12 protein-coding genes, 1 tRNA gene and 1 pseudogene are annotated in these 13,736 nt (G+C 50.6%); 4 read left to right on the forward strand and 10 right to left on the reverse strand.

The genetic code is table 11. The features are described from left to right. Positions 1-9 precede the first annotated feature (9 nt). The 7 genes from AJ81_RS02155 to asnS are packed head-to-tail and all read right to left on the reverse strand — an operon-like array spanning position 10 to position 8,023. Positions 10-3,321, reverse strand: coding sequence for a YjgP/YjgQ family permease (locus AJ81_RS02155; protein WP_031503659.1), 3,312 nt, complete (start codon positions 3,319-3,321; stop codon positions 10-12). Then, positions 3,296-4,003, reverse strand: coding sequence for a phosphate signaling complex protein PhoU (gene phoU / locus AJ81_RS02160; protein ID WP_031503661.1), 708 nt, complete (start codon positions 4,001-4,003; stop codon positions 3,296-3,298). Before phoU ends, AJ81_RS02155 begins: the two co-directional genes overlap by 26 nt. Continuing rightward, positions 4,000-4,779: an NAD(+) kinase gene (locus AJ81_RS02165; protein WP_031503662.1), complete on the reverse strand. Its 780-nt coding sequence runs from the start codon at positions 4,777-4,779 to the stop codon at positions 4,000-4,002. The genes phoU and AJ81_RS02165 overlap by 4 nt, the downstream gene beginning before the upstream one ends. Next, on the reverse strand, positions 4,776-5,072 hold the full coding sequence (locus AJ81_RS02170) for a YggT family protein (RefSeq protein WP_031503664.1): 297 nt from the start codon (positions 5,070-5,072) through the stop codon (positions 4,776-4,778). The genes AJ81_RS02165 and AJ81_RS02170 overlap by 4 nt, the downstream gene beginning before the upstream one ends. 2 nt (positions 5,073-5,074) lie before the next feature. Further along, complete coding sequence (locus tag AJ81_RS02175) at positions 5,075-5,746, reverse strand: YggS family pyridoxal phosphate-dependent enzyme (protein ID WP_031503665.1); 672 nt, start codon at positions 5,744-5,746, stop codon at positions 5,075-5,077. Next, a complete protein-coding gene (gene ruvB / locus AJ81_RS02180; RefSeq protein ID WP_031503668.1) occupies positions 5,676-6,725 on the reverse strand; it encodes a Holliday junction branch migration DNA helicase RuvB in 1,050 nt (349 codons plus the stop codon). Before ruvB ends, AJ81_RS02175 begins: the two co-directional genes overlap by 71 nt. Further along, positions 6,725-8,023, reverse strand: coding sequence for an asparagine--tRNA ligase (gene asnS, locus AJ81_RS02185; protein ID WP_031503670.1), 1,299 nt, complete (start codon positions 8,021-8,023; stop codon positions 6,725-6,727). Before asnS ends, ruvB begins: the two co-directional genes overlap by 1 nt. 597 nt (positions 8,024-8,620) lie before the next feature. Here asnS and AJ81_RS02190 point away from each other — a divergent pair. From AJ81_RS02190 to AJ81_RS02205, 4 genes are all read left to right on the forward strand, one after another. Beyond that, positions 8,621-8,696 (forward strand) — tRNA-Cys (locus AJ81_RS02190). Positions 8,697-8,747: 51 nt separating this feature from the next. Then, positions 8,748-10,145 (forward strand): RtcB family protein, encoded by a 1,398-nt coding sequence (locus tag AJ81_RS02195; protein WP_031503671.1) that lies wholly within the window; start codon positions 8,748-8,750, stop codon positions 10,143-10,145. Beyond that, a complete protein-coding gene (locus tag AJ81_RS02200; protein WP_038059664.1) occupies positions 10,142-11,506 on the forward strand; it encodes an MFS transporter in 1,365 nt (454 codons plus the stop codon). Before AJ81_RS02195 ends, AJ81_RS02200 begins: the two co-directional genes overlap by 4 nt. Beyond that, positions 11,482-11,931 (forward strand): SoxR reducing system RseC family protein, encoded by a 450-nt coding sequence (locus AJ81_RS02205; protein WP_031503675.1) that lies wholly within the window; start codon positions 11,482-11,484, stop codon positions 11,929-11,931. The genes AJ81_RS02200 and AJ81_RS02205 overlap by 25 nt, the downstream gene beginning before the upstream one ends. Here the strand turns inward: AJ81_RS02205 and AJ81_RS02210 are convergent. The 3 genes and pseudogenes from AJ81_RS02210 to AJ81_RS02220 all read right to left on the reverse strand — a co-directional run bounded on the left by AJ81_RS02210 (position 11,879) and on the right by AJ81_RS02220 (position 13,724). Further along, positions 11,879-12,328, reverse strand: coding sequence for a ferritin family protein (locus AJ81_RS02210; protein ID WP_031503677.1), 450 nt, complete (start codon positions 12,326-12,328; stop codon positions 11,879-11,881). The genes AJ81_RS02205 and AJ81_RS02210 overlap by 53 nt on opposite strands. A gap of 16 nt (positions 12,329-12,344) precedes the next feature. Then, positions 12,345-13,504, reverse strand: a pseudogene (locus AJ81_RS02215) (2-oxoacid:acceptor oxidoreductase subunit alpha). Next, on the reverse strand, positions 13,497-13,724 hold the full coding sequence (locus tag AJ81_RS02220; protein WP_031503678.1) for a 4Fe-4S dicluster domain-containing protein: 228 nt from the start codon (positions 13,722-13,724) through the stop codon (positions 13,497-13,499). The pseudogene AJ81_RS02215 and the gene AJ81_RS02220 overlap by 8 nt, the downstream one beginning before the upstream one ends. Between the last annotated feature and the right edge of the window lie 12 nt (positions 13,725-13,736).

Here is a 13,736-nt window from a genome sequence, read left to right on the forward strand (position 1 = left end):
TCACCGCCGTCAGAACACGTCAGCCCCGATCGACCCAGTGATGGGATCGAACGAAAAGCTCTTCTTCGGAAATTCCTTTATGAAGAATTTGAACGAGAGTTTCTCAAGGCTGAACCCGCCGACCGTCGAAAAACTCGTCTCGAAGACCAATCCCCAACAGTGTAGGTCCTTGGTCATCGTCAGGTCGAGAGAATTTATCTGGAAAGGCTCGAGTCTGCCCGAAAAAGAGATCTTCACCGACGGGTCGAAGTTGGAAAGTTCGTACGAAGCTCTGAGTCTGTAAGAACTTCTCGTGTAGGTCACAGAGAACGCGTGCTTTGCAGGACCCGTGTAGAAAGAACCCCTGGCCTGGATGGTGAGAAGATCGAAGGGTTGAACACTCAAGTTGTATCTCACGGACAGATTCGGCCTTTCCATGAACAGAAAGCTTTTACCCCTGATGTTCAGTTTGTTTTCCACTACGTCCACAGGGATTGTTCTGTCGTATCGGTAGGTGAACTTCGTTTCGTGACTGAAGGAACCCAAGCCCATCGTTATGTCCCAGTCCGTCTTGTAGAACCTCTCGTTCTCAATTTGATAGACTGTTTCCGTGTAGATGGACCAACGGAGCGAAAACACGTCGAAGGTGCTCGACGTTTTGATCAAAAGATCGTCCCACTTGTACCCGATCAAATCGTAGCTTGTGGAAAGCTCGACACTGCTCGTCGGAACCTTCAAGTTCGTCGAAAACGTGGCCTTGGAAAGGTCAGAAAAGTCCGAAAGGCTCGAACGAAAAACGTTGTTCAGGGAGGCTCTATTCTGATAACCAATCGAAGCGGAGAAGAAGTCGACGGGTTTGATCGTGAAAGCCGTTCGGCTCGTCTGAGAGAAAAGATATTCCGGATCCATTCCTTGAGCAAGCCAAACACCAACGCGCAGAGAAGAGTCAAACGAAAGATCAAACCAGCCTCCGCGCAGCAGCGCCGTTTTGAAAGGCAAACTCGAATCGATCTGAAAATAGTTCCTCGAGTAATTGCTCGTAATATTCGTTCCACTCAGCTCGTAAGCACCGCTCAACAACACACCGATCTGTTTGAAAACGTGAGCGGGTTTGAACTGCATCGACGCGCTGTACCGACCGAAGGTGTAGAACTCGTCCAAATGATCGAACAGGTTACCTTCGGTGTATTCTGACGACGAAACGTGTGAAAAGGAGTTGATGATCAATGAGAACGGATCTTTCAGCACTGTGAACTTCTTGATCGACACACTCGGCAAAGTCCAACGCGTCACGGTTTGCGTCTTTGTGATCGAACTCTGGATCACGAAGTCTTTGGCTGGATTCAGAGTGTGCTGCAGAGAGAATCTTTCATCGCTGAAATACGTCGTCAACTTCGAATACAACGATGGCACGGACAACGTCGCGTTGATCTCGTAATCTTTTCCATTCGGTCCTTCGAGGTTGTAGAGATTGCTGGTGAGCTCCCATTCGCTCGCCTTGTAGTTCACCGTCAACTGAGAGTAGTTTCCAGCTTTGTCCCCTTTCTCTCTGAAACCAACGCGAGCCGATACGTACCCGTTCGGGTACGTCAAATTGTAGACGCTTTCGATGTTGAAGCCCTCACCCTTCGAATAACCCATCTTCACGGAGAACGGCTGTGGGCCTTCACGCAGAGAGACGAAATAGACGGGAAAATAAACCGTGGGAACATCGAAGACAAACAAGACGACGTTGTAAGCGGCGAGATAGTCATTCTCCTTTATCTCCACGTTGGTTGCCTGGAGCCTGTAATGTGGCCGTTCGAGATCGCAGGTCGTCAGGTAGGATCTTCGGAGTTCTCCGATGCCTTCTTTCATTTGTGAAGACTTCGCGGTGAAGTAGATCGTATGCTTCACTTTCTCTTCGTCCGAGAAGATCGTCTTGCCTCTGGCTTCAACGATGAGCGCCAATTTCTCGGAAAAGACATAGTAGAGCTGTTGAGCCCTTATTTGAGTATCTTTCCTGTTGTACGACACGTTTCCCTCTGCGAGGATCTTTTCAACCTCGTTCGCATCGTTGAGAAAAGCGGTCAACGTCGAGCACTGGATGAAGACGTCTTCGTAAGATGCTTCGACCCCCTGTGAGAGGATCAACTTTCCCTCCTCGAAAACCACGTTGCCACCTTTGAGCTGCATAGTCGCAGCCTGCGCATGTGAGGCGAGAAGTATCACGAAGAGAACGGCCAAAAATCTGGTCAAGAGTTCCCTCAATCTGTAACTGACGTGCGTGTCGAGCAATATGAACAACACCGTGCCGACGACTCCGAAGCTGAGATCAGGCAGCCAGGCCGCAAGGACTGGGTTGATGAGGTTCTCCTTCCCCATGGCACTGATCCAGGCACCAGAGCCTTGGTACAGAACGATCAGAACGAAGGTGAGTATGACACCCCAGGATTTACTCCTCAAGTTAAACATGAGGGACAGAGGAACTCCCACGAGCGCTATTATGATGGGACCGAGTGCAACGGAATAGCGCGAATGCAGTTCGACCACCCACGGTGCCGGGTCTATACCGAGTTTCCTGAGCGTGGAGATCCTCTCCCTCAGCTCTTCGCTCTTCATGTCCCTCGGTGTCTTACCAGTTCTCAGGATCGATTCGATGTCTTGCTTGAGATCGAGTTCAACCTTCGAAAAACTCACGTCGAAACGTAAGAAACCTTCCTTATCGACTCTGTACATTCGACCGTCGTACATGAACCATTTGTTTCCCTCTTTCGTCACGCGTCGTGCCGTGATGATCTCTTCTTCTGAAGGCTCGTTCCTGAACAGGACCACATTCTCCAAAACTCCGTTCTGCCTGTCGTACTTCTTCACGTAGAAGTACTGGTTCTCATCCACCTTGGTCAGAACGTTCTCGCTGATGAACACCTCCGGTTTTCTGTAAACGTACTTGGAGAGCACTTGGTCCGCCTTCTGGTTGAACACGGGAACGATCCTGTCGTTGAGCACGTAGGCCGCGAGACTCAATATCGCGCCAATCAGCAAGAAAGGAACGATCAAGACCTTCATCGAAATACCGTGCACTTGCATAGCCATGAGTTCGCGATCGTTGGACAGTTTCGATAGCACCCAGAACACTGCAAGAAGGATACCAACAGGTACCCCGAGCGCGGTGAAGTAGGGAAGATAGTAGTACAGGATTCTCAAAAGCACGAAGAAACTGACTCTGTGTCTGACGATCAGGTCGGAAAGTTGATAGAGTATCTCAACGCTCACAAAAATTATGAAGCCCCCAAGACCGATGAGGACTGGACCCAACGAGAGTTTGAACAGATATTTAGTCAGAATCGCCAAACAGGACACCTTCCCCTTTCTTGAAAAGCTTCATCTGGTCTCTGAAGCACTTATAGTTGGACCCAGAAACGGCGTAAAGTACCGATTCAACGACGTTCGTGCATAGGTCCGCCACCTCTTCGAGTTCCTGCGCGATCTCCAACAAGCAAAGGATCCGCTCTGATTGCTCCGGTTTCTCCTTCAGCAAGTTCGTGAGCTCCGATCTCATTTCCTCAAACAACTCGTCTATCTCCTCGTCCCTCGTGCACACCTCAAAGGCCCTTTCAGATTGCATGTCTGCCACGACACCGAGGGTTTCTCTAAACAACGTCGCAACATTTTTCGCCATTCTGACGATGTTCGGATCGATGCTTGCAGACTGTTCTGTGTAGAAAGAAATTAGGAGTTGAGCCATCCTACGTGTTTTGTCACCTATCTTCTCCAGAATGTTTGCCACTTCCAGTGAACTGACTATGAACCTCAAATTGAAACCTGTGGGTGTGTACGTACCGAGCAGCACGGTGGCTTCCTCTCTCAACTCGACCTCCATAGCGTCAAGCATGTCGTCGTCTTCAACGACCTGCTTCGCCGCAACAATCTGTCTGCTCTCCATCGACTCGATCACTCTTATCATCATCTTTTCGGCGAACCAGCCCATCTTCATCAAGGCTTTCTTGAATCTCTCGATCTTCTGATCCAGAAGCCATTTCAAGATTCGTTCACACCCTTTCCATAACCAACCTTGTTCTTCAGCACGGAGAAGAAGTCGTACCTTTTGGGTCTCAGCAACGAAAAACTTCTGCTGGACCTGCTCACGAAAATCTCCTTCGTCGTACCCACACAGACACCGTCTACCACGAGTTCAGACTCGAGCTGGCTCACGATGTGGATGTTCCTGTCCGCAGGCAACACTATGCTACGGTTCTGAAGATAGTACGGTGCCACAGGCATGATCTGTACAACTTCACAACTTGGTATGACGATCGCCCCACCCAGAGAGAGGTTGTAAGCGGTGGAACCCGTGGGCGTGGACACGAGCACGCCATCTGCAAAAAAATCCAGATCGCTACAACTGTCTATGGAAACCTTGAACTCGCTCATAGGCTTGGTTTTCGCACGCACTATCGCATCGTTCACGGCGTCGAACTCCCTTTCACCCATCACGATTCTCAACATCCATCTTTTCTCGAGCACGAGGCTCCCATCCTGCAGATCCGTGAGGAACTGTTCCGCCTCTTCTATCTTGTACGGCGTCAAGAAACCGATCCTGCCGGCCTTGAAGCCAACTATCGGCACCGACACGCACTTCACGGCCCTCAGAACCGTACCGTCACCGCCCACCACGATTGCAAAGTCACAATCAGTTTCAATGCGTCGGCAGGAAAGTTCCTCAACCTTCAGCACGTTCAGTTGGTTTTTAACGCGTTCGTACAGTTCCTGTGCTTCCTTATCCTTTCCGGATTTGTACAGAACGATACACGTACTCAACGTAGCCTCACCGCCAGATCGAACAGAGTCCTGACAACGAAATTTTCCAGAAACACGAGCACAAAGATGGCTATCATTGGTGTGATGTCCACAGGCCCTATCGGGGGAATGAACTTTCTGAGAGGCCTCAGCACGATGTTCGCAACGGCATCAACGAACTGTCTGAACGAGGAATACCTGAAAGGTGTGATCCAGCTCAGCAGCGCTGAAAGAATCACGGCGAAGATCTCCACGTAGATAAAAAGCTGCAGCACCACAGCGATTGCGTACAAGAGATTCGAGATCACGAACATCTTCATCCTCCCTTCAGGATTGCCCTACCGATTCGAACCATCGTTGCTCCCTCTTCTATGGCCACCTCGAAATCGTTGGTCATACCCATCGACAGATGAACGACGCTGGGCCATTCTTTCGCGATCTCGTCGCGCATTTGCCTCAACTTTCTGAAGACCCAGCGGACCTGCTCCGCATCTTCTACCAGGGGTGCCATTGTCATCAGGCCTACCACTTCGATGGACGAAAAGTTTTTTGCAAAGTTCAAAAGTCGACTAATTTCTTCTGGTTCAACGCCGGCTTTACTCTCTTCACCAGATACGTTGACCTCGATGAGAATCTTCTGCACCTTTTTCAGTTTCGAAGCGATCCTATCTATCTCAACGATCTCCTCCTCTCTGCACACAGAATGTATGTATTCACACCTCGGAACGATGTATTTGACCTTGTTGGTCTGGATTCTCCCAATGAAATGCCATGTGGCGTTCGGAGCGATCTCGAACTTCTTCACGAGCTGCTGGGCATAGTTCTCTGCAAGATCGCTCAATCCCAAATCCACCAGAGCCTTCACTTGCTCAAGACTCGCCTCTTTCACCACTGCGATCAGTCTAACGGAATTTGGATCACGATGAGCCCTGACTGCCGCCTGAGTTATCCTCTCTTTGATCTTCAGAATGTTCTGCAACATAGCCATCAAAGAGTCCACCTCTCACCCTGCTCTCGTATCCAAGATGACGGTACGCGAGATCACTGGCCACCCTGCCGCGCGATGTTCTCACGAGCAAACCTGTGCGAAGCAGGTATGGCTCGTAAACTTCTTTGAGTGTGTCAACCTCGACGTTCAGCGTCGCCGCGAGTGCTTCCAAACCCACGGGGCCTCCCTCGTAGATTTCGATGATCGTTCGTAATATCTTTCGATCCATCTCGTCCAATCCCAGCGCATCTATCTCCAGTATATCCATGGTTTTAAGAACGATCGATTGCGTTATCGTCTCTTCGCCACGTACGGTTGCCACGTCCCTCACGCGCTTCAAGAGTCTGAGCGCGATGCGAGGAGTACCCCTCGATCGCTGAGCAATCAGCTCGGCTGCTTTCTGCTCTATAAACATGTTCATGATCTCACAAGCTCGTTTGATTATCAGCGTCAGCTCTTTCACAGTGTAAAAATCAAGCTCGAATATCATTCCAAACCTGTTTCTGAGAGGTGAGCTGAGCAAGCCGCTCCTCGTTGTTGCACCGATCAACGTGAAGGGTTTCAACCTTATCCTGACGGACCTCGCCGTGGGGCCCTTGCCGATCATCACATCTACTTGGAAGTCTTCCAGCGCTGAATAGAGAACCTCTTCGGCAGTTTTGTTCATCCTGTGGATTTCATCGATGAAGAGCACATCGCCCTCCTCGAGGCTCGAAAGCATCGCAGCGATGTCGCCACCGCGTTCGATGACAGGTCCGCTCGTGACGTATATGTTCTTCCTGAGCTCTTTGGCTATCACGTGTGCGAGCGTTGTTTTCCCCAAACCGGGAGGTCCAGCGAGCAAGATGTGGTCGAGAGGTTCTGCACGAAGCTTCGCTGCTTCCAGAGCAATTCTCAGTCTCCTCTTCACTTCTTCCTGTCCCACGTACTCGTCCAAGTTGTTCGGCCTGAAGTTCAGTATCGATTCAACTTCCTTCATCACGGATACACCCTGTAGAGTGTCCTTGCGAACGGTATGGCCTCTCTGATGTGCTCCAATCCACAGATCCATGCAACGGTGCGTTCTATACCAAGTCCGAAGCCACTGTGAGGCACACTTCCCCACTTTCTCAGATCCAGATACCACTGGTATTTGTCGATAGGCAGGTTGAACTCTTTGAGTCTTTCAACCAACAAGTCGTAGTCGTGAATCCTCTGAGAACCTCCTATGATCTCTCCGTAACCTTCCGGTGCGAGCAGATCCGCACACAGAACGACTTCTGGCCTGGAAGGATCCGGTTGCATGTAGAACGCTTTCGCCTTTCGCGGATAGTGAGTTACGAAGACAGGCTTTTCGAACTGTGAAGCGATCAGGGTCTCTTCGTCTCCGCCGAAGTCGTCACCCCATTGTATGTCCACGCCTTTCGACTGCAAGAACTTTATTGCCTCATCGTAGCTTATGCGTTCGAATGGGACGGTCACTTTCTCGAGCTTCGAGATGTCTCTACCGAGCGCCAAAAGATGATCAGAGGCGTTCTCGAGCACGTATTTGACTATGTGAGAGACCAGCTCCTCTTGGAGCCTCAGGTTGTCTTCGTGCTCATAGTACGCTACTTCGGCCTCGTGCATCCAGAACTCTATCAAATGTCTTCTGGTTTTGGACTTCTCTGCTCTGAACGTTGGACCGAGGTTGTACACCTTACCGAAGGCCAGGCAGGCAGCCTCCAAATAGAGTTGACCCGTTTGCGTTAGATAGACCTTTCCGTAATCGAAATAATCGAGTTCGAAGAGATTACCGGCCGTTTCACCGATCGAACCTGTGAAGATTGGGGTATCGATCAGGACGAAGTTCCTATCTTTGTAGAACTTTCTTATAGCCCATATGATCGCATCCCTGACGCGAAGGATGTGGAACTGCCTTCTTGAACGCAACCACAAATGTCTACAGCTCATGAGGAAATCTATCCCATGGTCTTTCTTGGATATGGGGTACGGTTCTTTGGGGATTTGAACAGCTGCGATGTCCGTTGCCAGTACCTCGACACCGTAAGGCGATCTCTTGTCCTCCTTAACCAAACCTCTCACGATCACGCTCGATTCGATGCGGAGTTTCCCCGCGACCTCGAACACATCTTCGGGAACCGTGGAGCGTTCGACCACCACCTGCACGAAGCCTGTACCATCTCTGAACTGAAGGAAGTGTATCTTCCCACTCGAGCGGAGATTCCAGACCCATCCACGCAGTTCAACTTCCTCGTTGATGTGATTCTTCAGATCCTCCACGTAGACCCACTTCATCTTTCAGACCTCCCCGAACCTGTTCGGTTGCACACGACATTCAAAAACCGATGCACGGTGCGCCAAGCTTCGCGACACGTTGTTCAACTAAAATGATACCATTCGTTCGTGAACTGGCCCCTCCTTTCAAATCGGCAACATCAAACGCAGACAGAGAATTTACTTTGCTCCAAGCATCATTCAAATTCACAGACCCCGCGCACTCTGTACTTCACCTTTTCGCTTTTATCTCGTTACGTCTCCTCAACAGCCATCCCCTAAGAAAGTGCACCGCTCAGACGGTGAAGCCCGTACATTGGTCTCATCCTAAGTAATGGCTCGGATGAATTAGGATACAGCTCACGCTCCCGAGTGTGAACACCTGCGAAGGTGGTGTCTTCAACGATCTGAACGAAAGCACAATTGAGCTATTGAGACCCACCACGAAACAGGGAATCGAAAAACGCTGAGACTATCTATGGACAGCCGAATACGAGTAAGGTCCTGCACCGGAAACGGGGCTTTTTGTTTTTCGTGGTGAGAAAATCTTAAAGGTTTGGACCAGCTTTGTTTTCAACGCTTGACCTGTCCCGACGATGTGTTATAATGTGGCCGGAAGGCGACGTAGCCAAGCGGTTAAGGCGGGGGTCTGCAAAATCCCTATGCGTGGGTTCGAATCCCACCGTCGCCTCCAGGGGAGGGTCTTCCCTCCCTTTTTGCTCGGTCCTCCCTCGAGGTGGTCTTCATGGACATCAAGCGCATCGATAAGTATATCTTCAGTATCAAAGGTAAGAACGTGGATGCCATCGTTTTCACGGACCAAGAGACGATCAACGATCCAGAGTTCAAAGAAGCCTTACAACAGATTGTGAACGTCACACACATGCCGGGGATCGTCGCAGCACTGGCGATGCCCGACATCCACTGGGGTTACGGCTTTCCCATCGGTGGTGTTGGAGTTTTCGACGCGAAGGATGGTGTCATCTCGCCGGGCGGTATAGGCTTCGACATCAACTGTGGTGTTCGTCTGATGTTGACTTCTTTGACCTTTGAAGAGATCAAACCGCAGTTGCGCAGACTCGTTGAAGCGATCTACGACGCTGTTCCCGTGGGAGTCGGTGCGAGCGGTGCAGTGAAGGTCAGTGCGAAGACGTTACGCAAGGTATGCATCGAGGGTGCGCACTGGGCTGTCGAGAACGGTTATGGTTTCAAGGAAGATCTCGAGCGCATAGAAGATACGGGCAAACTTTCGCCCGCCAATCCGGATCACGTTTCTTCCAAAGCCTTCGAACGCGGGCTCGACGAACTGAGTACCCTTGGAGCGGGAAACCATTTCATAGAGATACAGAAGGTGGAAAGGATATTCGATCCAAAGGTCGCAGAAGCGTTTGGCATCTTCGAAGGGCAAGTCGCGATCTCCGTCCACTGTGGCAGCAGAGGGTTCGGCCATCAGATCGCGACGGATTACATACAGATCATGCGCGACAAACTTGCCCACCACAACAAAGATTTGCCGGATAAGCAACTTATAAATGCCCCGTTCGAACATCCGATAGGCCAGCAGTATTTCAGCGCGATGAACTGCGCAGCGAACTACGCCTTCGCGAACAGGCAGATGATTGGACACGCGGTCCGAATGGCCCTTTTGAAAATCTTTCCCACAGCCCAGGTGTGGCTGCTCTACGACGTTGCACACAACATAGCGAAGGTAGAAGTCTACAACAACAGAAAATTGATCGTCCATAGGAAAGGCGCGACCAGGTCCTTGGGGCCCAAGAATCCATTGCTTCCAAGTCTTTACAGCGATGTCGGTCAACCGGTGCTCATCCCAGGGAGCATGGGCAGTGCTTCTTACGTGCTCGTCGGCACGAAGAAGGCTGAGGAAATGTCCTACGGCAGCACGGCACACGGTGCTGGCAGAACTCTCGGGAGGCGCGCAGCGCTGCGAAGCCTCAGCTACGAACAAGTGTTGAATGAACTGAAACAGAAAGGCATCGAAGTCATGAGCAAAGGCAAGAAGACACTGGTCGAAGAGGCTCCGGAAACTTACAAAGACGTGGACCGTGTGGTCGAGATCGTCGATCAAGTGGGCCTCAGTAGAAAGGTGGCAAGACTCGTTCCTTTGGGCGTGGTCAAAGGATGAAGTTTTATTTGAACCTTGAAGGCGTCGCCTCGACACTGTACATTCTCCTGACTCAGGGTGCCATCTTCACAGGTCTGGCGATCGCCTTCAATCTCGATGAGTTTCTGATAGGAGTTACCGCGTCATTTCCGATGGTAGCTCAGATATTTCAGATCCTTTCCCCTTTGGTTGTCGAGAAGTTCCCCAAACGCAGAACTCTCGTGAACATCTTTAACTTGCTCTCACGCTTGCCTTGGGCGCTTTTGCTCGTGTTTCTTGCGTTCGAAAGACGCAGTCCCATGTTCTTCGTTTTGATCTTCGCCGTCTCGCAGATCTTTGGAACACTCGCGGGAAACGCCTGGACTTCTTTGGTGAGAGATCTGATCCCAGAATCCGAAAGGGGTACGTTCTTCGGTCGGAGGAACGTTTACGTATCGCTCACATCACTCGTGTTTTTCTACGTTTACTCGCTCCTGATCGATCAATTGAAAGATCCTTTGGGTTATCAGCTTGCGATAGCCATTGGGATGTTCGGAACATTTCTGTCTTTCTGGGCGATGCTAAAGGTGCCGGAGGTCCCGCTGAAGAGCTCGAGTGCGAGCGCCGAAGTCAAGTTCGTTTTTCAGGACAGGAATTTCATGAAACTCTGCTCGTTCTATTTCGTTTGGAACGTCGTGATTGCGTTCACATCCCCATTCTTCACTTACCACCTCCTGAAGAACCTGCAGGTACCGTTCTCCTACATAGGTTTCACCGGTGTGCTCAGCAGTATTGTGGCAATAATCTTCTATTTCATCTGGGGCAGGCTCTCCGATAACATTGGACACAAGTCCGTTGCCATGGTGGGTGTGTTGATCGTCAGCTTCCTGCCTCCAATGTGGTTTTTCATGAACACGTTCACTTATCGTTACCTCATGATCGCGGACGCAGTGATAACGGCCATCGGTTGGTCAGCGATAAACCTATCTTTTCTGACTTTACCCATGGAAGTCGCACAGAGTTCTTCGAGCGCCTACTTCGCGACTTATGCGGCTCTCGGTGGCATCGGCGGTTTGATCGGTGCACTCTCAGGTGGAACGATTGCAAAACTTCTCGCGAACGTGCACCTTGGCACGAGCAACCTTCCGATATACGGAATTCAGTTGATGTTTTTGGCCTCGGGATTGCTCAGGGCATTCACGCTGAGATTGCTTGGCAGAGTTGGAACGAGACGTTACGTTCCACTGAGAACTCTCATCGCGAGCGCTCTCTTCCTCTCGAGAGAAGGTGGCCTGACACGATCGAACGGATCGAACGTGTACGAGGTCTTAAGAATCGTGAAGAAGAAACTTGAAGAAAAGGAGGATGAAACGATACCATGGCGCGTGAAACGATGGTGGTGAAGACGATCCTGAACGACGACGTCGTACTGGAGAGAGACAGAACCTCCATGTGTGGAAAATGCCCAGCGAACATGTTGTGCACCGGTGAGGCTCAGAAGGTGCGCCTCGTGGTTGAGAGGAACGGTCTCGATTTAGCTGAAGGTGACGTCGTTCTGGTCGAAACACCAGCAGTAAGTGCTACCAGAACAGCCTTCCTCGTTTACACCGCCCCGACGATCCTGTTCATCTTCGCCGTGGTGTTGACGGTGAAAAAACTCGGCGAGCTCACCGCTTTTTTCTTTGGAATATCGCTCGTTGCGGCTTACTTTTTTCTCCTCAGGCTCTACGATAAACGCTTCAGAAAAAAGTTCAGACCGAGGATCGTTGGGATCGTCAAGAGAGCAAGGCCAGAAGATCCATCAGATGGCGCTTCTCTTCTGATATGACCTTCTTTATCGTCTCTCTTTCGTTTCCTGCGTACGGAAGAAGCTCCGAGTAAAATATGATGCTGTCCTTCTCAACCTCCACAGCCAGCTTGAGAGCTTCTGTTGAACTCATCTGTTTCATTTTCGTCATCGTCGGAAAGATGGACATGTTGGCGTAGCTCTTCAAATAACCCGCCACCTCTTCAGAAACCCAGTTGTCTTTTGAAGAATCAGGTTGAGAGAATTCATTGATCAGCTTTTTGAATATCTCCTGATGTTCCCTTTCTTGCTGTGCCAGGTTCTGAAATAGTTGCTTTGATTGTTCATCAGTCTGAGCCGAAGCGAGATTGGTGTAGAACGCGTAGCCTTCCGCCTCGATGTTCAAAGCTATCGAAAGCAGTTCCGACAAGTTCACCATGCCCTCTTACCTCCCGTTAGAGTTCTTTCAGCTCCAAGTGAAGCTCGTTGATGCCATCCAGAATTTCCTCAGGCGTTATGAGCACACCCCCGACTTTGGTTACCAGTTTGACCTTCAAACTCTTCTTGGTCAAGCTCAAAACTTCCTTCGCGTACTGACCGAGGTTCATCTCGGCGAACAAGACCGCTTCGACACGACCCAGCAACTCCTTGAGCCTCGTCGCCGGTACGGGCCAGATGCTTATGGGCCTGAAGAGACCAACCTTGACCTTGCTCTGCCTTGCGATCTTGACCGCCCTGATCGCGCTTCTGGCAACGGAACCGTATGCGACAACGAGTATCTCCGCGTCATCCGTCATGTACTCTTCGTACATTGCTATCTCATCTGCATGTATGCGAATCTTGTTCGAGAGCCTCCGTACAAGCTTGTCACTCACCTCAAAGCTCGATTGTGGAAAACCAGCTTCGTCGTGAACGAGCCCCGACACGTGGAACCGCGCCTTTCCCATCTCGACGAGCGGTACAGGTGTTGGTTCACCGAAATCCTTTTCAACAAACGGTGTATAGATCTCTTCTTCTTCAAGTTGTGTTTCTTGCAGTCTGGGTATAACAACGATCTCCTTTTCGTCCGGGAGTTCAAAAGTCTCACGCATGTGCCCAAGAACTTCGTCCATCAGAAAGATCACGGGCGTTCTGTATTTCTCAGCGTAGTTGAATGCTGTAATGATCAATCTGTAGGTTTCTCCAACGCTCCAGGGATACAGTGCGATGATCTCGTGATCGCCGTGGGTGCCCCAGCGAGCCTGCATGATGTCACCCTGAGCCGGCTGTGTGGGAAGACCTGTAGAAGGACCTCCCCTCATGACGTTGACGAAGACACAGGGTGTTTCGGTCATCACAGCATAACCGATCGCTTCCTGCATCAAACTGAAACCAGGACCACTCGTTGCAGTCATGGACTTGACACCTGCGAGCGATGCACCAATGATTGCCGCGGCACTGGCTATCTCATCTTCCATCTGTATGACACGCCCCCAACTTTTGGTAACTCTCGCGCCATGACCTCGGCGATCTCGCTCGAAGGGGTGATTGGATAACCTGCGTAGAAGCGACACCCAGCCCTTATGGCACCTAAAGCGCACGCTTCGTTTCCCTGCACCAGTAAACGTTCAGGCATTATCAACACTCCCTTGGACCACTTCGAGTTGTTTGATGGCGATGGCGAAATCTGGACAGAGGTTCTCACACATCAAACAGCCGATGCACTTGTTGCGATCGGTGACAATTGGTTTGAGTAATTCGCCTTTCGCTAACGCTCCCGTCGGACAGAAACTGTAACATATCCCACATCTCTTACACCATTCGTAGTTGATGTGTATGTCGTACTGCTTCTTCACATTTTTCGCCTC

Source organism: Pseudothermotoga hypogea DSM 11164 = NBRC 106472, assembly GCF_000816145.1.
In the GTDB taxonomy this organism is placed as follows: Bacteria; Thermotogota; Thermotogae; order Thermotogales; family DSM-5069; genus Pseudothermotoga_A; species Pseudothermotoga_A hypogea.

Bases quoted from the DNA above. Each gene is read 5' to 3' on its own strand.
- AJ81_RS02170 (WP_031503664.1), bottom strand. From the start codon at position 5,072: ATGTTCGTGATCTCGAATCTCTTGTACGCAATCGCTGTGGTGCTGCAG.
- AJ81_RS02175 (WP_031503665.1), bottom strand. From the start codon at position 5,746: ATGGCTATGTTGCAGAACATTCTGAAGATCAAAGAGAGGATAACTCAG.
- ruvB (WP_031503668.1), bottom strand. From the start codon at position 6,725: ATGAAGGAAGTTGAATCGATACTGAACTTCAGGCCGAACAACTTGGAC.
- asnS (WP_031503670.1), bottom strand. From the start codon at position 8,023: ATGAAGTGGGTCTACGTGGAGGATCTGAAGAATCACATCAACGAGGAA.
- AJ81_RS02195 (WP_031503671.1), top strand. From the start codon at position 8,748: ATGGACATCAAGCGCATCGATAAGTATATCTTCAGTATCAAAGGTAAG.
- AJ81_RS02200 (WP_038059664.1), top strand. From the start codon at position 10,142: ATGAAGTTTTATTTGAACCTTGAAGGCGTCGCCTCGACACTGTACATT.
- AJ81_RS02205 (WP_031503675.1), top strand. From the start codon at position 11,482: ATGGCGCGTGAAACGATGGTGGTGAAGACGATCCTGAACGACGACGTC.
- AJ81_RS02210 (WP_031503677.1), bottom strand. From the start codon at position 12,328: ATGGTGAACTTGTCGGAACTGCTTTCGATAGCTTTGAACATCGAGGCG.